This is a genomic window from Hymenobacter ruricola (assembly GCF_015694525.1).
GTDB lineage: Bacteria > Bacteroidota > Bacteroidia > Cytophagales > Hymenobacteraceae > Hymenobacter > Hymenobacter ruricola.
The window spans coordinates 70,645-91,205 of sequence record NZ_JADQDM010000020.1 but is presented as its reverse complement, the minus strand read 5'-3'; the positions used below and the strand labels follow the sequence as shown (position 1 = coordinate 91,205).

At 59.1% G+C, this 20,561-nt stretch carries 14 protein-coding genes; 2 read left to right on the top strand and 12 right to left on the bottom strand.

All coding sequences use genetic code 11. The features are described from left to right. Positions 1–268: 268 nt before the first annotated feature. From I2H31_RS22770 to I2H31_RS22750, 5 genes are all read right to left on the bottom strand, one after another. Complete coding sequence (locus I2H31_RS22770; RefSeq protein ID WP_317192263.1) at positions 269–937, bottom strand: rhomboid family intramembrane serine protease; 669 nt, start codon at positions 935–937, stop codon at positions 269–271. Between the two features lie 6 nt (positions 938–943). Beyond that, positions 944–1,915, bottom strand: coding sequence for a polyprenyl synthetase family protein (locus tag I2H31_RS22765; protein WP_196295357.1), 972 nt, complete (start codon positions 1,913–1,915; stop codon positions 944–946). Between the two features lie 118 nt (positions 1,916–2,033). Beyond that, positions 2,034–2,339 carry a DUF2695 domain-containing protein gene (locus I2H31_RS22760; protein WP_230688001.1) on the bottom strand — a complete coding sequence of 102 codons (306 nt, stop codon included), beginning with the start codon at positions 2,337–2,339 and terminating at the stop codon, positions 2,034–2,036. 151 nt (positions 2,340–2,490) lie between these two features. Beyond that, the gene (rnr, locus tag I2H31_RS22755; RefSeq protein WP_230688000.1) at positions 2,491–4,986 is read right to left on the bottom strand and encodes a ribonuclease R; all 2,496 of its coding nucleotides are present in this window, start codon (positions 4,984–4,986) and stop codon (positions 2,491–2,493) included. A gap of 342 nt (positions 4,987–5,328) precedes the next feature. After that, positions 5,329–7,392 (bottom strand): ABC transporter ATP-binding protein, encoded by a 2,064-nt coding sequence (locus I2H31_RS22750; RefSeq protein ID WP_196295356.1) that lies wholly within the window; start codon positions 7,390–7,392, stop codon positions 5,329–5,331. 188 nt (positions 7,393–7,580) lie between these two features. On the opposite strand from I2H31_RS22750, the gene I2H31_RS22745 reads away from it, so the two are divergent. Beyond that, positions 7,581–8,033 carry a hypothetical protein gene (locus tag I2H31_RS22745; protein ID WP_196295355.1) on the top strand — a complete coding sequence of 151 codons (453 nt, stop codon included), beginning with the start codon at positions 7,581–7,583 and terminating at the stop codon, positions 8,031–8,033. 97 nt (positions 8,034–8,130) lie between these two features. Here the strand turns inward: I2H31_RS22745 and I2H31_RS22740 are convergent, their stop codons facing one another. From I2H31_RS22740 to I2H31_RS22715, 6 genes are all read right to left on the bottom strand, one after another. Next, the gene (locus tag I2H31_RS22740) at positions 8,131–8,505 is read right to left on the bottom strand and encodes a DUF7831 domain-containing protein (RefSeq protein WP_196295354.1); all 375 of its coding nucleotides are present in this window, start codon (positions 8,503–8,505) and stop codon (positions 8,131–8,133) included. Positions 8,506–8,552: 47 nt separating this feature from the next. Next, positions 8,553–9,209 (bottom strand): lipoprotein signal peptidase, encoded by a 657-nt coding sequence (locus I2H31_RS22735; RefSeq protein ID WP_196295353.1) that lies wholly within the window; start codon positions 9,207–9,209, stop codon positions 8,553–8,555. A 143-nt stretch (positions 9,210–9,352) separates the two neighbouring features. Further along, complete coding sequence (locus I2H31_RS22730; protein ID WP_196295352.1) at positions 9,353–10,024, bottom strand: lipoprotein signal peptidase; 672 nt, start codon at positions 10,022–10,024, stop codon at positions 9,353–9,355. 167 nt (positions 10,025–10,191) lie between these two features. Then, positions 10,192–13,770 carry an isoleucine--tRNA ligase gene (locus tag I2H31_RS22725; RefSeq protein ID WP_196295351.1) on the bottom strand — a complete coding sequence of 1,193 codons (3,579 nt, stop codon included), beginning with the start codon at positions 13,768–13,770 and terminating at the stop codon, positions 10,192–10,194. Between the two features lie 171 nt (positions 13,771–13,941). After that, positions 13,942–16,386: an efflux RND transporter permease subunit gene (locus I2H31_RS22720; RefSeq protein ID WP_196295350.1), complete on the bottom strand. Its 2,445-nt coding sequence runs from the start codon at positions 16,384–16,386 to the stop codon at positions 13,942–13,944. 247 nt (positions 16,387–16,633) lie between these two features. Then, on the bottom strand, positions 16,634–18,136 hold the full coding sequence (locus I2H31_RS22715; RefSeq protein ID WP_196295349.1) for a glycine--tRNA ligase: 1,503 nt from the start codon (positions 18,134–18,136) through the stop codon (positions 16,634–16,636). 219 nt (positions 18,137–18,355) lie between these two features. On the opposite strand from I2H31_RS22715, the gene I2H31_RS22710 reads away from it, so the two are divergent. Further along, positions 18,356–19,759: an inorganic phosphate transporter gene (locus I2H31_RS22710; RefSeq protein ID WP_196295348.1), complete on the top strand. Its 1,404-nt coding sequence runs from the start codon at positions 18,356–18,358 to the stop codon at positions 19,757–19,759. Positions 19,760–19,944: 185 nt separating this feature from the next. On the opposite strand, the gene I2H31_RS22705 is transcribed toward I2H31_RS22710, so the two are convergent. Further along, complete coding sequence (locus tag I2H31_RS22705) at positions 19,945–20,430, bottom strand: hypothetical protein (protein ID WP_230687999.1); 486 nt, start codon at positions 20,428–20,430, stop codon at positions 19,945–19,947. Positions 20,431–20,561 lie beyond the last annotated feature (131 nt).

Genomic DNA, 20,561 nt, shown 5'->3' with positions numbered 1-20,561 from the left:
GCCGAAAATATTGACCAAGGCCCAAATGTCAAGAATGGCCAACAAAACGCCCCAAGGAGCAAGACTACCGTCCGCGTTGAAGCGGCGGCACGACGAGGCCAGCATCATCAGAGGAAGCAGTAGAGCTGTAATGGGCAAACGAGAAACGAAGTGACGAAGGGTATTCATGAGAAAGGAAGGAAAGTGAAAGATGGATTTGCTTCCGCTTACGCAAGGCTTCCCAAATAGATTAAAAGAAGTACTTATAACGATTATATATTGTTGATTGTCAAATAATTGTCTTCAAGAATGTGCTTATTTGCCGTGCAAATTCGATACCTGCCTGGGGCATGAATATGAGCGTGAGGACTACGCCGTAGAGCGCGCCGTAGAAATGAGCGTCGTGGTTGATGTTGTCGCCTTGCCGGCGGCCTTGGTAGTAGGAATAAGCCAGATACAGGAAACCAAAGATGAACCCAGGAATGCCCAGCTGGGGAGGCAAAAACATCAGGTAGATTTTGTTGAGCGGCGCGAAGACTACTCCGGCAAAGAGCACGGAGGCCACGCCGCCCGAAGCACCCAGGCTGCCATAGCTGCGGTCGTCGCGGTGGCGGAAATAGGTGGGAATGTCCGAGACAATGATGCCGCCCAGGTATAGCAGCAGAAAGCGCCAGATGCCACCAATGCCGCCGAAACCGTCGAGGCCGGGCGCGCCGGTGCCATTGGCCAGCACCGACAGCACGAGGCCTCCGAAGGAATAAAAGGCAATCATGTTGAAGAAGAGGTGGCCCCAATCGGCGTGCAGGAAGCCGGAGGTGAGGAAGCGGTACCACTGGCTGTGGTCGCGGGCTATGCGGTAGGGCCGCAGTATCCACGACTCCATGAGCTCGTGATTGGACCAAGCGTAGGCGGAAACGAGGACCGTGAGGCCGACGAGTATAAGGATGGGATTGAACACGGGCAATTAGTTTTCGCGGTCCATGAGTTGGAGCGCAAGCTGATGCAGGGGCTGCTTGCGCTCATTTAGCGCCGCTACGCGCTCCAAGTGCTGCAGCGCATCCTGGAAGTAGGAGTTGATGAGAGCTTCCGTCTGGGAGCGAATTTCGAGCTCGTCGTAGATGGCGCGCACGGCGGCCACTTTGGCCTCGGCATCGACCACGGGCTGGCCAATGTGCAGGGCTAGGATGGCTTGCTGGGCGGGGCTGGCCTGGGTCTGGGCGGAGAGCAGCAGGAAAGTCTTCTTGTCGGAGATGATGTCGCCACCCACGCGCTTGCCGAAGGTAGCGGCGTCGCCATATACGTCAAGCAGGTCGTCGCGCAGCTGGAAGGCTAGGCCAATGTCGGTGCCAAACTGGCGCAGGTGCTCGGCATCGTCTTCCGAAGCGCCAGCTAGGCGGGCGCCCAACTCCAGGCAGAAGCCGAGGAGGACGGCCGTTTTCAGGCGAATCATGTCCAGGTATTGGGCAATGCTGACCTGGGATTCGGTTTCGAAATTCATGTCCCACTGCTGGCCCTCGCAGACCTCGGCAGCCGTCTGGCTGAAGCGGGCGAGGATGCGCGGGAGCAGCGCGGGGGGCACGTCCAGGAACAGCTCGTAGGCCCGCACCAGCATCACGTCGCCGGAGAGGATGGCGACGTTGGGGTTCCACTTTTCGTGCACAGTGGCCTGGCCGCGGCGCAGGGGCGCCTGGTCCATCAGGTCGTCGTGGAGGAGGGTGAAGTTGTGGAATACTTCGGTGGCCAGGGCGGGCTTGAGGATGCCGCTGAGGTCGTCGGTGAAGAGGTGGGCGCCGAGCAGCGTGAGCAGCGGCCGGATGCGCTTGCCGCCAAGCCCCATGATGTAGCGAATGGGGGCGTAGAGTGTGTCGGGCTGCTCGCCGTAGCTGAGCTGCGCCAGGGCGGCGGTGATGTTAGCGGGGAAGTCGGCTGGGGTCATAGGTGGTGCAAAGAACGGGGGCATCTGTCATTGCGAGTGAAGCGTAGCGGAACGCGGCAATCCTTCCTCTCAAAGCGAGCAGCCTTGAACTGCGACAACCCAACCAGACGAGCCTAGGTTATCGCAACAAGCCCTCGTACTTCTCCTCCACGTTCGCCAAAGCTTCGCAGTCACAGTAGCCGCCAAAGTCGCCAAGCCATTGCTTTATGGGTTCAAACGGGAGGTTGTGGCTGGCGGCGAATTCTTGGGTGAAGCGCAATGTATCGTCGCAGCCGTGCTCCTCTAGTTGCTGGTCGAGGTAATCGAAAAAGGCCTGAAGCTTCTCTTTTGGCATTGGTAGCGCCGCGAGTTTCTCAGCGTCGGCTTTCTGTCGCAGCTCACTTTGGATAGCCTTGCGGCGTTGTTTTTCTTCTCGGGACGGCATAACTGAAAGAGGAATAAGGTGCCAGCAAACGTATGACTAAAAAGCCCCAACTCTGGGTAGAGCCGGGGCTTTGTCACTTTTCAAGGTTGGTCGCATTGGGAGGACGGATTGCCGCGTTGCGCTGCGCTCCACTCGCAATGACAGGCGATGGCTACCGGCGCTTGTTGCCCTTGTGGGCACCCTTCGCCATGCCGCCACCTTTGCCGCCCTTGTCGTAGTCGCGGTAGCCGCGGGGGGCTCCGCCGCCACGGGTGCGGCGCTCCTCGGCTTCGCGCTTTTTCACGTAGTCGGGACGGTCATCGACCAGCTCGAAGTCGATGGTGCGGTCGAGCAGGTTGGCGGATTTTACCACTACTTCCATCACGTCGCCGAACTGGATGATGCGCTTTGTGCGGCGGCCTACGATGCGGTAGTTGTCCTTGTCGAGTTCGAATTCATCGCCGGGAATATCGGAGAGGCGCACCATGCCTTCGCACTTGTTCTCCTCGATTTCGATGTACATGCCGCGCTCCGTGAGACCCGACACCACGCCTTTGAACGTGTTGCCGATTTCATCGACCATGAACTCGACCTGCTTGAATTTGATGCTGGCGCGCTCGGCGTTGGCGGCGAGTTTTTCGCGGGCCGAGGAGTGCTTGCACTCTTCTTCCACGGGCTCGGCCGGCACGTTCTTGCCGCCTTCGAGGTAGTGCTCGAGCAGGCGGTGGGCCATCATGTCGGGGTAGCGGCGGATGGGCGAGGTGAAGTGTGAGTAGTGGTCGAAGGCCAGGCCGAAGTGGCCGAGCGGCTCGGTGGTGTAGATGGCCTTGGCCATGGTCCGGATGGCCAGCCCTTGCAGCACGTTTTGCTCGGGCTTGCCCACCACCTCGGAACTGAGGTTGTTGAGCTCGGTGCTGATTTTTTTCGGGTTGTCGAGCTTCAGCTTGTAGCCGAATTTCTGGGCGAAGAGGGCGAAGGTTTGCAGGCGCTCGGGCTCGGGGGCTTCGTGCACGCGGTACACCATGGTGAAGCGCGGCTTGGTCTTTTTAAGGTTGAACACGAACTCGGCCACCTTGCGGTTGGCCAGCAGCATGAACTCCTCAATCATCTTGTGCGCGTCCTTGCGCTCCTTCACATACACGCCGAGCGGCTTGCCATTTTCGTCCAAGCGGAACTTCACCTCCTGGGTTTCGAAGGTGATGGCACCCTGCTTGAAACGCTGGGCGCAGATTTTATGCGCCATGTCGTTGAGCACATTTATCTCCACGGCGTAGTCGCCCTCCTTGCTTTCGATGCGCTCCTGCGCCTCCTCGTAGCTGAAGCGGCGGTCGGAGTGAATGATGGTTTTGCCAAACCACGACTCGTAGAGCTTGCCGTTTTCATCGAGCTCGAACACGGCCGAGAAAGTCAGCTTGTCCTCGTTGGGCCGCAGGGAGCAGAGGCCGTTGGAGAGGCGCTCGGGCAGCATCGGAATCACGCGGTCGACGAGGTAAACCGAGGTGGCGCGGTGCTTGCCCTCGCGCTCCAGCTCGGTGCCGGGGCGAACGTAGTGGGTCACATCGGCGATGTGGACGCCTACTTCCCAGTGCCCGTTTTCGAGCTGCCGGATGCTGAGGGCATCGTCAAAATCCTTGGCGTCGGCGGGGTCGATGGTGAAGGTGGCGATGTTGCGGAAGTCGCGGCGGCGGGCTATTTCGTCCTGCTCAATCACCTCGCTGATGCCTTCCGATTCTTCCTCCACTTCGGAGGGGAATTCGAAGGGCAAACCGAACTCGGCCATGATGGCGTTTATTTCGGCTTCGTTGCCGCCGGCCTGCCCGAAGTTGCGCACCACCTCGCCCACCGGCTGCCGGTGGTTGTCGGTCGGGAACTCGTTGATGCGGACCAGCACCTTGTCGCCGGTGCGGGCATCGTGCAGCAAATGCGGCGGCACGAACACGTCGAAATACACCTTGCGGTTGTCGGCCTTCACGAAGCCGAGCGTGCCCTGCACCTGGAGCTGCCCCACGATTTCGGGACGCACCCGCTTGAGGACTTCTACCACGTCGCCCATCGGCCGGCCGTCGCGCGAGCCGTTACGCAAGCGCACCCGCACCACGTCGCCCTGCAGCGCAAACTTGAGTTGGTCGGTGAAGACCCGGATGTCGTCGCCGTTGTCGGTACCCTCCGGCACCACGAAGGCGAAGCTGGGCGTGGCCAAATCGACAGTGCCGATGATGGTGTTCGAGGGGGCCCGGTCGGGGCGGTCGTCGCCGTCCACGTAGTCGAAGCCGGCCGAGCGGCGGCGGTGCACAATGGGGTCCTGGCCGAACTGGGCCTGCACCGACAAGTTGCGCGGCGGGGCCACGGCCGACTCGCCTTTCTTACCGCCTTTTTTGGCGCTGGACGGCATCAAAGCCGCCGCCACGGCGTCGGTATCGGCGAGGCGGTATTCGTCGTTTTGGAGCAGCGTAATGAGGCCGTTTTTGCGCAGCACCTTGATGTGGGCAAATATCTCTTCGCGCTGGCCCTTGGTGGTGACGCCGAGGCGGCGCGAGAGCTGGCGGTAGGCCATCACCTTTGTGGGGTTGTCGGCGAAGACGCGCAGGACTTGGTCCTGGGTGATGGCCGCGGGTTCGGGCTTTTCGCGCTTGGCGCGGGGAGCCCGGGAGTTTTCGGGGGTATTCATTTGGGGTAAAAGTGGCCGCCGAAAAGTTGATTGGTCGCAGGCGGCGAGAGCGGAAATGGATTGGCTGGCTGGGCCGCGCCGCTTTATGAAACGCGGGCCGGGCCGGGAGGTTATAGTGCGGGCTCTGCGAGTCCGCGCGGGGTTGGGATTGACGCAGTAGCCGCCAGAATCTGGAGCTTCGTCAGCGCTGTTTGAGTAGCGTCTGGTAGCGCAAGGTAGGAGGGCTGGCCGGGATGTAGCGCGGACTTTGTAGTCCGCGTCCCCGCGCAGCTTGGCAGTCGTTCGGGTATCCGCTGGGGACGCGGACTACAAAGTCCGCGCTACAGGAGGTACGGCGCGGAATTACGTCCTACTTGCTACGGCGGCTTCGATGTCGGCCAGGCTGTCCTTCGGGATGGCAGCCAGCAGGCCTTGGGTGTATTCGTGTTGGGGAGCGGCGTAGATGGCCGCCGCCGGGCCGCTTTCCACGATGCGGCCCTGGTGCATGACCAGCAGCCGGTCGCTCATAAACCGGGCCACGGACAGGTCGTGCGTGATGAACAGATAGGTGATACCGAACTCGCGTTTGAGGTCGTTGAGCAGGTTGAGGACCTGCGCCTGCACCGAGACGTCGAGGGCCGAAACCGACTCGTCGCAGACAATCAATTTGGGCTGCAAGGCCAGCGCCCGGGCAATGCAGATGCGCTGCCGCTGTCCGCCGCTGAACTCGTGCGGGTAGCGCTGGAAATGCTCGTCGCGCAGCCCCACGGTGCGCAGCAGCTCCAGCACTTTCGCCTTTTGCTGCTGGCGGGTGCCGCCCACGTTGTGCACGCGCATCGGTTCCCAGATGGCCTCGCCCACGGTCAGCATCGGGTTGAGGGCAGCGTAGGGGTCCTGAAACACCAGCTGCAAATCGCGCCGACGGCGGCGCAAGTCCCCGCTCGACAGCTTTGCCAAATCGGTTCCTTCAAACAGGATGCTGCCCGCCGTTGGTTCCGTGAGGCGGAGCAGGGCCCGGCCCAGCGTGGTCTTGCCGCAGCCCGACTCGCCCACGAGGCCGATGGTTTCGCCGGGGTAGAGCGTGAAGCTGACATCGTCCACGGCCCGCACGTAATCGGTGGCGCGGCGGAAGAAGCCCTTGCGGAGCGGGAAGTAGACCTGGAGGTTTTGAACCTGGAGAAGCGGCGCGGCGTCAACCTCACCCCCCCGGCCCCCCTCTCCAAAAAAGAGGGGGGAGACAGACGAATCCGAATTTTGGGGCGAAGACGGGGCAGAGGAAGAAACTGAAGAATCAGCAGCGGCCGAAGCTTCTTCTGAAACGGCTGCTTCATCGCGCATAACCGGTGCCCCCTCTTTTTTGGAGAGGGGGTCAGGGGGTGAGGTTGACGCCTGCGCGGAACCGGACTCCACCCGTGGAACATCCCCCAAAATACCATGTTCCACGGGGAACGTTTTGGCGGTTTCGATTTTATCGTGTAACTGCTGGGCCTCTACTTCGGGCGAAGATTCCGCAAGTGCCTCATCTGGCAGCGGAAACATGGGCGCGGGCTGGGCCAAAAGCTGCCCGCTGGCGTCTTCCCGCATGAAATCGGCCACCACGGGGAGGCGTTTTTTGCCCACCGAGAGGCGCGGACGGCACGCCAACAGCCCTTTTGTGTACGGATGTTGCGGATTTGAAAAAATATCCAGCACCCTCCCCTGTTCCACGACCTTGCCCCGGTACATCACCAGAATGCGGTCGGCGATTTCGGCCACCACGCCGAGGTCGTGGGTGATGAAGAGGACGGCCGTGTTGTGCTGGCGGCGCAGGTCGTCGATGAGGCGCAGCATGCGGGCCTGCACCGTCACGTCGAGGGCCGTGGTGGGCTCGTCGGCGATGAGCAGGACCGGGCGGCAGGCCATGGCCATGGCAATCATAACGCGCTGCTTCTGGCCGCCCGAGATTTCGTGCGGGTAGCTACCGAAAATGGCTTCGGGGCGCGGCAACTGCGCCTCGGTGAATAGCTCGATGGTGCGGGCCTTGGCGGCGGCTTCGGTGAGGTCGGTGTGGAGGCGCAGGGCTTCCACCACCTGGCTGCCGCAGGTGTACACGGGGTTCAGCGAGGTCATCGGCTCCTGGAAAATCATGCCGATGTCGTTGCCGCGCACTTGGCGCAGGTCAGTTTCGGAGAGTTTCAGCAGGTCGGTCTGGCCAAGTTTTTCGGACTGAAAAATGGCCTGGCCGCTGGCAATGCGGCCGGGCGGCATCGGAATCAGCCCCAGCAGCGCCAGCGACGTCACGGATTTGCCCGAGCCAGATTCGCCCACAATGGCCAGCGTTTCGCCCCGGTGCAGCTCAAACGACACGTTGTCCACGGCCCGCACGTCGCCGCGGTGGCTGGAGAAGTCAATGGTGAGGTTGGAAACGGTGAGCAGCGGGTTGGGCACGGAGGGAATTGTGGGTGGCAGTTTTGGGGTGGTTTCGGTACGCAAGAACGTCAAGTACGCAGGAACGTCATGCTGAGCGCAATAGAAGCATCTCTACAGAAGGCACTTCTCAGACCCATTTTAGAAAAGCAGTATGTTTACGTTCTGCTCCTACAGCATTCGAAAACGGGGCTTTTCAGTAGTTCATCATGCCATTTACTAGACTTTCAAGCCGCTTGACCTTGCTCTATAAGCTCATCATCCCACTCGTAGGTGTTGCTGGCTTAACATGCTATGTCTGGGTAATATTATCTCAACACTGGTTGCTGGAACTACATGGCGTATTGGCGTTGAGCCTTTTCACGATACTATTGCTTTTTACTGTCACTGTTTCTATTCGTATCAGACATGTCGCTTACAACGACTCATTTATCCAAGTCAGAAATTATGGTCAGCCCATCTTGATACCCAATACAGAATACCGGATGCTGGAGCTTGGTGAATTTCCATTTAGCTTTCTATACCGATTGCGCACCTCCAATGCCAATCCACAGTTTTTAGGCAGTTTCAGCGAAGCATTAAAGCTTGTAGTCAATAATTCGTTTGAGCCCGAAAACATTGCCGTTGCTCGTAGAGTGTTGTCAAGAAACCGATTAAATTAAACGTTTCCTCGATTGACGTTCTACGATTACCGTTCAACGGCGCGGCCCCTCCCCTACTACGCCAGCTTCTCCGCGTCTGGGGCGACTAAGGACGCGCTTATTTCAAGCTATCAAGCACTGCTTGCAGGAAAGCTAAGGTTTGCGGGGCACGTTCAGCCAGTTGCGCTAAACCAGTACCAAGGCCGTCTTCTGGAATTACGACCGTGCCGCCCTTGGCCAAATGCTGCTTAACGGGAGCAAGGTCTTCTTCAATCATGCGGCAGTTGGCAGCGTATGTTTCATCGGTCCAAAAGTCGCCCTCGTTCAAGCGCGGCCGGCGCTTAGTCCTCACTCCTACTGCATTCGGTTCATCGCGCATTTGGATGGCCTGCCCACCTTTGCCACGTCGTTCTTCATTGTCGCCAAACAGGTACAGCTTGTCCGGATTAGCCTGCAAATCGGCCCGGAAAATCATTTTTTGCTTGATTACCATGAGAATCGAAAGAGAAAATGGCGTGAAAAAAGACTTCGAAACTTAAGCTACTGATGCGACGCTAGGGGCGCAGCTTCGCTGGTTTCAGCCGGAACAGGCTGCGATTCGTTGAAAAAGCGGCTCTGGTTGAGCAGAATTAGGGCGACGCCGATGAAGATGGACGAATCGGCGATGTTGAAGATGGGAAAGCCGTTGCTGTACGAGCCGCCGATGAGGGGCCAGGATTTGGGGAAATAACCCACGTACAGCGGCACGAAAATCATGTCGATGACTTGGCCGTAGAACCAGCGCGTGGGTGAGCCTACCGGGGCGTTATTGTAGAGTATTCCGTAGAAAATCGAGTCAATCAGGTTGCCGACCGCGCCGCCGAGGATGAGTGCCATGCAGGCGATATAGCCGGCCGCCACGCGCTGACGGCAGAGGCGAATAATATAGTAAATCAGCCCACCCACGGCCAGCATGCGGAAACCGGTGAGCACCAGCTTGCCGTAGGGCGCGGGCAGCTCAGCCCCGAAGGCCATGCCGGGATTCAGCGTGTAGGTGAGCTTGGCCCACTGGCCGAAAATCGGGATTTCGCCGGCCGAACCAAGCTGCATGTAGTTGTGCACCAAATACTTCGAGAGCTGGTCGATGGCGATGACGAACAGCGCCAGCAGGAAGAATTTAGCCGCGGAATGCTGGCGGGTGGTGAGCGTTGGGTGCATTGTAGGGAGGTTGTCCTTGAGCAGAACGAAAGGACAAAGAACGGTATGCCGGAAGTTGTAGCGTGGACTCTGCGAGTCCGCGCATCGTTGGGCGATATGTCGTTCGTGCGGGCGCGGACTCGCAGAGTCCACGCTACAGTTCGCTACCCCAGGTTCTCCGAGTCAGGAGCTACCAGCGGCTCGCTGTGTTTCTCAGTTACAGCCACCGACTCTTCCTGCTTGAAAAAACGGCTCTGATTGAGCAGAATCAACGCTACACCGATGAAAATGGAGGAATCGGCGATATTGAAGATGGGCCAGAGCGAGACGTACTTCCCTCCTATCAGCGGCCAGTTTTGGGGCAGGAAGCCCTCGTAAATGTCGACGTAGAGCATGTCGATGACCTGGCCGTAGAACCAGCGCGTGGGCGAGCCAAACGGCGCGTTGTCGTAGATTATGCCGTAGAAAACCGAGTCAATCAGGTTGCCCACGGCCCCGCCGAGGATGAGAGCCATGCAGGCGATGTAGCCGGCGGCGGCGCGCTGCTTGCAAAGGCGGATAATGTAGTAGCTCAGGCCAAACACGGCCAGCAGGCGGAACCCACTGAGCACCAGCTTGCCATACGGCGCGGGCAGCTCGGCGCCGAAGGCCATGCCTGGGTTCAGCGTGTAGTGTAGCTTGGCCCAGTGGCCGATTAGGGGGATTTCGCCCGCCATGCCGGGCTGCATGTAGGTGTGCACGGCCCACTTCGAGAGCTGGTCGAGGGCAATGACGAACAGCGCCAGCAGGAAAAATTTAGCCGCGTTTTGCTGGCGAGTGGTGAGCGTTGGATGCATTCAGACGGGGCCAAAAGTGGCGGGAGCGACGGCCTGTTTTATTACCGTCCTTTTGTACCTTTTTCAACTGATTGTCTGAGGTTTTGTGCGGCCAAAGACGAGCTTATTGACTGTTTGTGCGGCCGAGGACTCGCCGGGGATTTCACCTCCCGGCGAGTCGTTCAGCATCAGGCAGTTGCGACCTCCAACCGAACCGGCACGGAGTAGTCATCAAATTCGAGCACCGAGCCGCCGTTCACATCGGCCGCGAAGGTGAGGGCGAGGGCCTGCGTTTCGGTGCGGATGTAGTCGCCGAACGCGGCCACGGCGGCCGTGAGCTCGGGCTGCTGGTCGGCCAAAGTGACGCGGATTTTGTCCTGCACTTCCAGGCCCGAGTCTTTGCGCAGGTTCTGGAGGCGGTTCACCAGCTCGCGGGCGAGGCCTTCCTGGCGCAACTCATCAGTTAGGGTCACGTCGAGGGCCACGGTGAGGGGGCCGTCGGTGGCCACAAGCCAGCCGGGCAGGTCGTCGGTGCGGATTTCCACATCGTCGGGGGCCAGGGTGATGGGCTGGCCATCGACCTCCACGGCGAGGCTTCCCTCCTTCTCCAGCTTCGAGATTTCGGCCGCTGTCATGGCCTGAATGCGGGCGCCCACGGCCTTCAGGCGCGGGCCGTATTGCTGGCCGAGGCGCTTGAAATTGGGCTTCACCGACTTCACCAGCACGCCGCTTTCGCTCTCGTCGTCGAGGAATTCGATGTGCTTCACGTTGATTTCGGCGCAAATCAAGTCCTCCACGAGGCCGACTTGCTCCTTGGTCGTCTCGTTCAGCACCGGCACCAGGATGCGCTGCAGGGGCTGACGCACCTTCAGCACCGACTTTTTGCGCAGCGAGTGGGCCAGCGAGCTGATGCGCTGAGCCAGCTCCATGCGCTCCTCCAGCTTCGGGTCGATGCGGGCCGTGTCGGCCTCCACCAGCAGCGTCAGGTGCACCGATTCGGGCGAGTTAAGAGTTAAGAGTTGAGAGTTAAGGGTTGATTCGGTTGATGCTCCTGCTTCAACTCTTAACTCTTCACTCTTAACTCCTAACTCTCCGAAAACCATGTTTCGGTACAGCCACTCGCCGAAGAAGGGCGCGATGGGCGACATCAGCTGCGCCACCACCACCAGGCATTCCTGCAAGGTTTCGAAGGCAGCGCGCTTATCCTGAGTAAGTTCGCCTTTCCAGAAACGGCGGCGCGAGAGGCGCACGTACCAGTTCGAGAGCTGGTCGGTCACGAAATCCTGAATGGCGCGGGCGGCCTTCGTGGGGTCGTAGTTGTCGAGGTGCCCGCGCGCTTCCACAATCAGCGACTGCAGCTTGCTCAGCACCCAGCGGTCCAGCTCGCTCAATTCGGCGTGCGGCACGCGGTCGAATTCGCTGGTCTGAAACTCGTCCAAATTCGCGTAAAGCGCATAGAACGAATACGTATTGAAGAGCGTGCCGAAGAAACGGCGCTGCACTTCGGTCACGCCGGCGGGGTCGAACTTGAGGTTGTCCCACGGTGGCGCGTTGGCGATGAGGTACCAGCGGGTGGCATCGGGGCCGAACTGCTTGATGGTGGCAAACGGGTCGACGGCGTTGCCGAGGCGCTTGCTCATCTTTTGGCCGTCCTTGGCCAGCACCAAGCCATTGGCAATCACGTTTTTGAAGGCCACGGAGTCTTCCAGCATCACGGCCAGGGCGTGCAGCGTGAAGAACCAGCCGCGCGTTTGGTCCACGCCTTCGGCGATGAAATCGGCGGGGAAATTCTTCTGGAATTGGCTCTCGTTTTCAATCGGATAATGCCACTGCGCGTAGGGCATGGCGCCGCTGTCGAACCACACGTCGATGAGGTCGGGCTCGCGGTACATGGGCTGGCCGGAGGGGCTGACGAGGAAAATATCGTCCACATACGGCCGGTGCAGGTCCACTTTTTCGCCGTTGGCGTAGGGGTTGTGGGTCATGATTTCAGCCGCCACGGCCTTGTCAATCTCCGCCTTCAGCTCGGCGATGCTGCCGATGCAGATTTCCTCCGTCCGGTCCTGGCTGCGCCAGATGGGCAGCGGCGTGCCCCAGTAACGCGAGCGACTTAAGTTCCAGTCTACCAGGTTCTCCAGCCAGTTGCCGAAGCGGCCGGTGCCGGTGCTTTCGGGCTTCCAGTTGATGGTTTTGTTGAGCTCGATGAGCCGGTCTTTCACCGCCGTGGTCTTAATGAACCAGGAATCGAGCGGGTAGTAGAGCACGGGCTTGTCGGTGCGCCAGCAGTGCGGGTAGGTGTGCTCGTACTTCTCCACTTTGAAGGCCGTGCCGTCGCCCTTCATCTTGATAACAATGCTCTCGTCCAGCGTTTTATAGTCGGCGCCGGTTTCGTCGTGGCCGTCGTAGTTCTTCACCCAGCGGCCCGCAAACTCGCCCATTTGGGGCACGTAGCGGCCCGTCCGGTCCACGATGGGGCCGAGCGTACCTTCGGCATCCGGCACCATCAGCGCCGGGATGTCGGCCAGCTGCGCGGCCCGGAAGTCATCGGCGCCAAACGTGGGCGAGATGTGCACGATGCCTGTGCCGTCGGCAGTCGTCACAAAATCACCGTGTATAACGCGGAAAGCTCGTTCTTCACCTTTGAAGTGAGGAAAGTTTTCTTTGACGCCAAATAGTCGCTCGTAGTTGATACCTACTAAATCCTTACCATCTGCTGTTCCAGCACTCTCATGTGGAATGCGGCCTTTTCTTAACCAATTGCTTTCGAGTTCCTTTTTCAGGGCCTCATTTCCTTGGATATCAAACCCGTCAGAATTGCCATTAAGAAGCCAAGGTGTTAGGAGAGAATAGAGCTCTGGTGAGTACTTTTCTCTTTCATTATAGAATTCATCGCAGCCAAATACTTGACGCATTAATTCCTGTGCAACAACTACAGTTATTGGCTCAAAAGTGTAGGGATTAAGTGTCCTGATAACTTCATAGACAAAGCTGCTATTGACAGCTAATCCTGTATTAGCAGGCAATGTCCATGGCGTTGTAGTCCAAGCAAGAATGAATGCATCAGGAGCTTGCGAAGAATTAGCGGCATGTTCGTACAAGAAACTTGATTTCTTCTCCCGCTTCACCTTGAACTGCGCCACCACGGTCGTGTCCTTCACGTCCTTGTAGGTGCCGGGCTGGTTCAGCTCGTGCGACGAAAGGCCGGTGCCGGCGGCCGGCGAATACGGCTGGATGGTGTAGCCCTTGTAGAGCAAGCCTTTGTCGTAGAGCTTCTTGAGCAGCGCCCAGCAGCTTTCGATGTATTCCGGCTCGAAGGTCACATAGGGGTCGTTGAGGTCGACCCAGTAGCCCATTTTCTCGGTCAGGTCGTCCCACTGCGCCTTGAAGCGCATGACGGTTTCCTTGCAGCGCTGGTTGTAGTCCTCCACGCTGATTTTCTTGCCGATGTCCTCCTTCGTGATGCCCAGTTCCTTCTCCACCTGAAGCTCGATGGGCAGGCCGTGGGTGTCCCAGCCGCCTTTGCGGGGCACTTGCTTGCCCAACAGCGTCTGGTAGCGGCCGAAAATATCCTTCACCGTGCGCGCCATCACGTGGTGGATGCCGGGCGCGCCGTTGGCCGACGGGGGGCCTTCGTAAAACACGAACGTGGGTTGGCCTTCGCGGCTGCTCACGCTCTTTTCAAAGATGCCGTGCTCCTTCCACCAGGCGAGGATGTCCTCGCCGAGCTGGCCGTAGTTGAGCGGCTGCTTGTATTCGGGGTATTTCATTTATGTAGAGCAGTTTGCACGATGTAGAGACGCAACATTTTGCGTCTCGTCGTTGCTGATGTTGTTTGGTCTGCGCGGGTTTGGTCGTTCTGTTGGGTTGTTCTGATGGAGTTGTTCAACGCGAGTCGTTCAACGACGAGACGCAAAATATTGCGTCTCTACATCGTTCTATCAAATCGAGTAATCGCCTTCGTAATCGGAGGCTTTGTGCATTTCTTTCAGGTTCAGGTCGGCATCATCGTCCTCCTCGTGGTACGACTCATCGTAGTGGCGAATGAGGGCATTGGTGTCCGTGTCGCCCTTGCCGTGCTCAAACGTCACGAGCAGCGAGGGCAGCAGTATCAGGTTGGAGAAGTTGGTTATCAACAGCGACGCCGACATTAGCATTCCCAGCGCCTTGGTACCGCCAAATTCGCTGAAGGCGAAGATGCTGAAACCCACGAACAACACAATGCTCGTGTATATCATGCTGGTGCCCGCCTCGCTCAGCGTCACGGATACGGCTTCGCGCACCCGACCGCCGTTCAGGGCCATTTCCTGTCGGAATTTGGCCAGCAAGTGGATGGAGTTATCTCCATCAATCCCCAGCGCAATCACGAAAATCAAGGCTGTGCTGGGCTTGAGCGCGATGTTGAAATAGCCCATGATGCCGGCCGTGAGGATAAGCGTGACGGCATTGGGGATAAGGGCGAAAAGCACCGTTTTGAAGGAGCGGAACAGGAAAAGCACCACCAGGCCCACCAGCCCGAAGGCCATGAACAGGCTGTCGCGCAGGGTGTGAATGACGTACTCGTTGCCCTTGGTGAAGATGATGGTCGTGCCCGTGGGGCGAATGTCCATGCCCGTCCCTTTGAAGATGCGATTCATCTCCGGGATGATTTTCGTGTTCATCAGCGTGTCCAGGTTCTGGGAGCCGATATCGGCGATTTTCAGGCTAATACGGGCCTTCTGGCCGGTGCTGTCCATGAAGGAGCGCAGCAGCTTGCTGTTCATGCCCGCGCCGCCGGCGGAGTTGCCGGAGTTGGCCAGGGCGCTGAGGATGAAGTTCTTCTCCGAATTATCGGGCAGGCGATAGAACGACGGGTTGCCGGTATAAAAAGCCTGCGTGCTGGCTTTCAGAAAAGTAACCAGGCTCACGGGCGGCGACAGCTCCGGCTGCGTCCGCAGGTACTTCTCGAACTGGTCGATTTTCTCCAGGTTCTTGAGCTTCAGCAGGCCCTTTTTCTTATGGGTATCCACCTCGAATTCCAGCGGCATTACGCCGTTGAAGTGGTTTTCGAAAAAGGCCAAATCAGAGTTCACCGAGCTTTTCTTGGGCAAGTCGTCCACCATGTACGACACGGCTTCGATGCGCGAAATGCCGATGGCGGCGCCGGCTACCAGCACTAGGGCCGCGATGTACACGGTAGGCCGGCGGTCGAGCACGAGGTAGTCGAAAAACTCCAGCAGCTTGGTGAGCGGCGTAGCGTCAAGATGTTCCAACTGCTTGGGCGTGGGCGGCGGCAGGAAGGTAAACACGGCCGGAATCAGAATGAAGCTGATAATGAAGGCCGCGAAGATGTTGATGGTGGCCACCAGGCCGAACTGGTAGAGAATGGCAATGTCGGTGAAGGCAAACACGATGAAGCCCACGGCGGTGGTCGTGTTGTTCATCAGCGTGACGAGGCCGATTTTGCGGATTACCCGCGTCATGGCCAGCATCTGATTGCCCGATTTTCGGTAGTCGTAGTGGTAGCGCGAGAGCAGGTAGGTGCAGTTCGGGATGCCGATAACAATGATAATGCTGGGAATCAGGCCGGTGAGCAGGTTGATTTTGAAGCCCAGCAGCACAATGGAGCCAATGCACCAAACGACGGTGACGCCCACCACAATGAGCGGAAACAGCACCGCCGACCACGTCCGGAAAAACACCAGCAGCGTAATCCCGGTCACAATCATGGCCAGAATGGTGAAGAATTTCATCTCGCCGGCCACTTTGCTCGTCATCGTGGAGCGCACGTAGGGCAGGCCGGCGTAGTGCAGCTTGATACCCGTTTTCTTCTCAAACTGCGCCGCAAAGCCCAGAATGTTGTTCATCACCGCCTGCCGCTTCGAGGAGTTCAGGTATTTCGGGTCCATCGTCAGAGCCAGCAGCGTGGCCCCGGTGTTCGGGCTGATGAGCTGGCCCTTGTAGAACTCCACGCTGTTCACGACGCGCATCAGGCTGTCGAGTTCCTTCTGGCTGCGCGGCGGAGCTTTGAAGATGGGCGCGGCTTTGAAGCTATTCGTAGCCGTGTCTTTGCTGATGTTGAGCAACTTGCTTACGCTCAGCACGCCGTTCACGCCCTGCACTTTGGCCAGCGTATCGGTCAGGATGCGGAACTCGTTGAAGTTGCCCAGCTTGTATACCGAGCTGTCCTGCATCCCGATAACCAGCACGTTGCCGTCTTCCCCAAACGTCCGCTTGAACTGCTTGAAGTAAATCATGTCCGGGTCCTGCTCGCTCACCACTTGGGCAAAGTCGTAGGTCATTTCCACGTCCTTGGCCTTCCAGGCCATGAACACGGTGATGGCTGCCAGCACCGCAATCAGCGACAGGCGAAACCGGATGATGAAGACGGCGAGCTGCTCCCACATAAAACCCTGCAAAAACGCAAAGTTACGCCAAGGCCGGGCGCCTCGTCTGTCATTGCGAGCGGAACGAAGTGGAGCGTGGCAATCCGTCCTCTCGCTGCGCAAAGCGTTAAGATGTGATGAAATCAATAAAAAAGCCCCGACTCATCATGGAGTCGGGGCTTGTAAACAGGTAGCGTGGACTCTGCGAGTCCGCGCGGATGAGAACGTTTCTACCTGCGCGGACTCGCAGAGTCCACGCCACAGTTTCCTACAGTTGCTCGAAAATGCGGCGGGGGCTCACCGCCTCGCCGATGTAGGCGCGCAGCTCCGAGATGGCCATGCGGGTTTGCTCGCGCGAGTCGCGGTGGCGCACGGTCACGGTGTTGTCCTCGAGGGTCTGGCCATCGACTACGATGCAGAAGGGCGTGCCGATGAGGTCCTGCCGGGTGTAGCGCTTGCCGATGGCGTCGCGCTCCTCCAGCACGAGGCGGAAGTCGTACTTCAGTGAGTCGAAGATTTCCTGGGCTTTCTCGGGCATGCCGTCTTTGCGCACCAGCGGGAAGATGGCGGCCTTCACCGGGGCCAGGGCCGGGTGCAGCTTCAGGAACGTGCGGGTTTTGGTTTGCTGGGCCTCGCCCTCGCCTTCGGTGATGGTTTCTTCCTGGTAGGCGTTGCAGAGCGTGGCCAGGAACAGGCGGTCGGCGCCGACGGAGGTTTCCACCACGAAGGGCACGTAGTTGCCGTAGGCCTTGCCGGTGGCGGGGTCGATGTCGGCGTCGAAATACTGCTGCTTTTTGCGGCTCAGGTTCTGGTGCTGGGTCAGGTCGAAGTCGGAACGGGAGTGAATGCCTTCGATTTCCTTGAAGCCGAAGGGGAATTCAAACTCAATGTCCACGGCCGCCTTTGCGTAATGGGCTAGCTTGTCGTGGTCGTGGAAACGCAACTTCTCGGCCGGCAGGCCAATGGCCTCGTGGAACTTGCGGCGGGCGGCCTTCCAGGTGTCGTACCACTCGCCTTCGGTGCCGGGACGCACGAAGAACTGCATCTCCATCTGCTCAAACTCCCGCATGCGGAAGATGAACTGCCGGGCCACAATCTCGTTCCGAAAAGCCTTGCCGATTTGCGCAATGCCAAACGGAATCTTCATGCGGGCCGACTTCTGCACGTTCAGGAAGTTCACGAAAATGCCCTGGGCCGTTTCGGGGCGCAGGTACACGGGCGGCGCGTCCGAGTCCACGGCCGAACCCTGGGTGGAGAACATCAGGTTGAACTGGCGCACCTCGGTCCAGTTGCCAGTGCCGGAAACGGGGCATTTGATTTTCTCGTCGATGATGAGCTGGCGCACGCCGGCCAGGTCGTTGGCCGTGAGCAGGCGGCCCATCTCGGCGGTGAGGGCGGCGCCACGTTCCGGGTCGCCGGCGTTTTCGTACTCGGCGGCTTTTTCTTCGAGCAGCACGTCGGCGCGGTAGCGCTTCTTGCTATCGAGGTTGTCAATCAGCGGGTCGTTGAAGCCGGCGATGTGGCCACTGGCTTCCCAGGTGCGCGGGTCCATGAAAATGGCGGCGTCGATGCCCACCACGTTGCCGTGCAGCTGGGTCATGGCGTCCCACCACAGGCGCTTGAGGTTGTTTTTGAGTTCCACGCCGTTGGGGCCGTAGTCGTACACGGCGGCCAGGCCGTCGTAAATTTCCGATGACTGGAACACGAAGCCGTATTCCTTGGCGTGGGCCACGATATCTTTTAGTTGCGCGGGGTCAGATGCTGGGTTCATGCCTGCAAAAGTAGGCCGATGCGGCGCAAGCTGAAACTTGTGCGTAGAAGGCGCGCCCGTTTGTCATCCTCATCTGTCGTACGCGCAGCGAAGGACAGATGAAGATGACAGGAGGCCCACAGCACGCTCCCTGTTCACAATTCGGTAACATGCCGCCAGTGAGGCATCCCCCTACCTTTGACCCATGATTACACTCAATTTCCCACAAACCCGCCTTTTATGTTTGGTTTAGAACCTCACGTACTCCTGCTTCTCATCGTGTGCCTGCTGGCCGCCTGTGCGTTCGAGTTCGTGAATGGCTTTCACGACACGGCCAACGCCGTGGCCACCGTCATTTACACCAACGCGCTGCGGCCGTGGGTGGCCGTGGTCTGGTCGGCTTTCTGGAACTTCATCGGCGTGTTCGCCGGCGGCATCGGCGTGGCCATGGGCATCATTTACCTGCTGCCCGTCGAAACGCTGGTCGACCAAAACGTGTACCACGGCATCGCCATGGTGGGCGCGCTCATTCTGGCCGCCATCATCTGGAACGTGGGCACCTGGTACTACGGCATTCCGGCGTCGAGCTCGCACGCCCTCATCGGGTCGATTCTGGGCGTGGGCATCGCCTTTTCGCTGCTGCCCGAATCGAAGGGTGCGGCCGTGAACTGGAGCAAGGCCAGCGAAACCGGCATTGCCCTGCTGGTGGGGCCGCTGCTGGGCTTTGCGCTCACCATCGGCATGATGTTTCTGTTTAAGCGCTTCGTGCCGAGCAAGGCCATTTTCAAGGAGCCGCACAAGCGCAAGCCCCCGCCCCTCTGGATTCGCCTCACCCTGATTACGACCTGTACGCTGGTGAGCTTTTTCCACGGCTCCAACGACGGCCAGAAGGGCGTGGGCCTCGTGATGCTGATTCTGATTGGCATCGTGCCCTTCCGCTTCGCCCTCGACGAAACCAAGAACCCGCTCGACCTGCGCGCCTCGCTGACCAAAGTGGAGTACGTGATGAGCCGCGTGAACCGCGCCGACCTCAGCCCCAACGACCAAAAGAACCTGGCCGATATCCAAGCCGAAACCGCCGACCTCGACCGCATTTTCGAGGGCAAAACCGATATCAAGCAGCTGCCCCTGCAAACGCGCTTCGAAATTCGCCGCGACGTGCTGCTGCTCACCAGCAAGGCCAAAAAGCTCCTCGGCTCCGAAAAAGTGAGCCTGAGCACCGCCGACCGTAAAACCTACGACGACGCGACCACGGAAATGAAAACGTTCACCGACTACGCCCCCTGGTGGGTGCTGCTGATGGTGAGCCTTTCGCTGGCCGTGGGCACGATGATAGGCTGGCAGCGCATCGTAAAAACCATCGGCGAGCGCATCGGCAAGGAGCACCTGAGCTACGCGCAGGGGGCCTCATCGGAACTGGTGGCGGCCGCCATGATTGGCGCCAGCACCCTGCTGCACCTGCCGTCCTCCACCACGCACGTACTCACTTCGTCCATCGCGGGCAGCATGGTGGCCAGCCGCGGCGTGAAGAACGTCAACCCCGGCATGGTGCGCAGCATTGCGTTGGCCTGGGTGCTCACGCTGCCGGTCACCATGGTGCTGTCGGGCCTGCTGTTCCTGCTGTTTCGGGCGGTGCTCGGGTAGCCGGTTCAGTCCTCCAACAACGAAAAAGGCTGCTCCTCAATGGGGCAGCCTTTTTGTTTGCGCGGTTTGTTAGCAAAGAGGTAGTTGCTAGCAAAACGTGGAATTCGGGGGATAACCTTACTGTTTTTAGTTACTTATCCACTTATCCACAGCAAAAACCGGGGTAAATGTGGATAACAAAGGCTTTACTTGGGCCACTGCACTTCCATGTCGTCGTTGATGAAGACGCCGAAATTGACGAATTGCAACTCGCCCTCTTCGAAGTACAGGTCTATCATCGACTTCTCGTAGGAAAGGCGCACGGCCCCTTCTTCCATGGTTTCGAGCTCGGGCGTGGGCTGGTTGTGGCGCTGCATGAGCGCCTTCACTTGGTCGATGCTCAGGCCGGCAATGGCTTCGCCGAAGAGGCGCATGTTGGGGTTGTCGGTTTCGATGCAGCTGAGGCGGAAGTCGTCTTCGCGGTCGAAGTAGAGGGAGAGGAGGTAGTCTTCCTCGTGGTAGTTCCAGGCCTGGTGTTCGAAGTCGTCGTCGTCGTCGGACTCGTCAATTTCTTCGGGCTCGCCCACCAGGGTCCGCACTTCGTCCATGGTGGCGCCGAAGCGCAGCGGGCCCATGCCGGTGCCCAGTATGATTTCGTTTTCCTCGATGCTGGAGGGTTGGGGGGTGCTCATGGGATTGGGGTGAAGGGTAGTAAGCAAAGGTAGGGTTGGGGCCGGGTTGTTGGTGCCTTGGGCTTGGTTAGGAACTGTCATCCTGAGCGTAGCGAAGGATGACAGGCGGGCCACTTTATCCACACACTTAT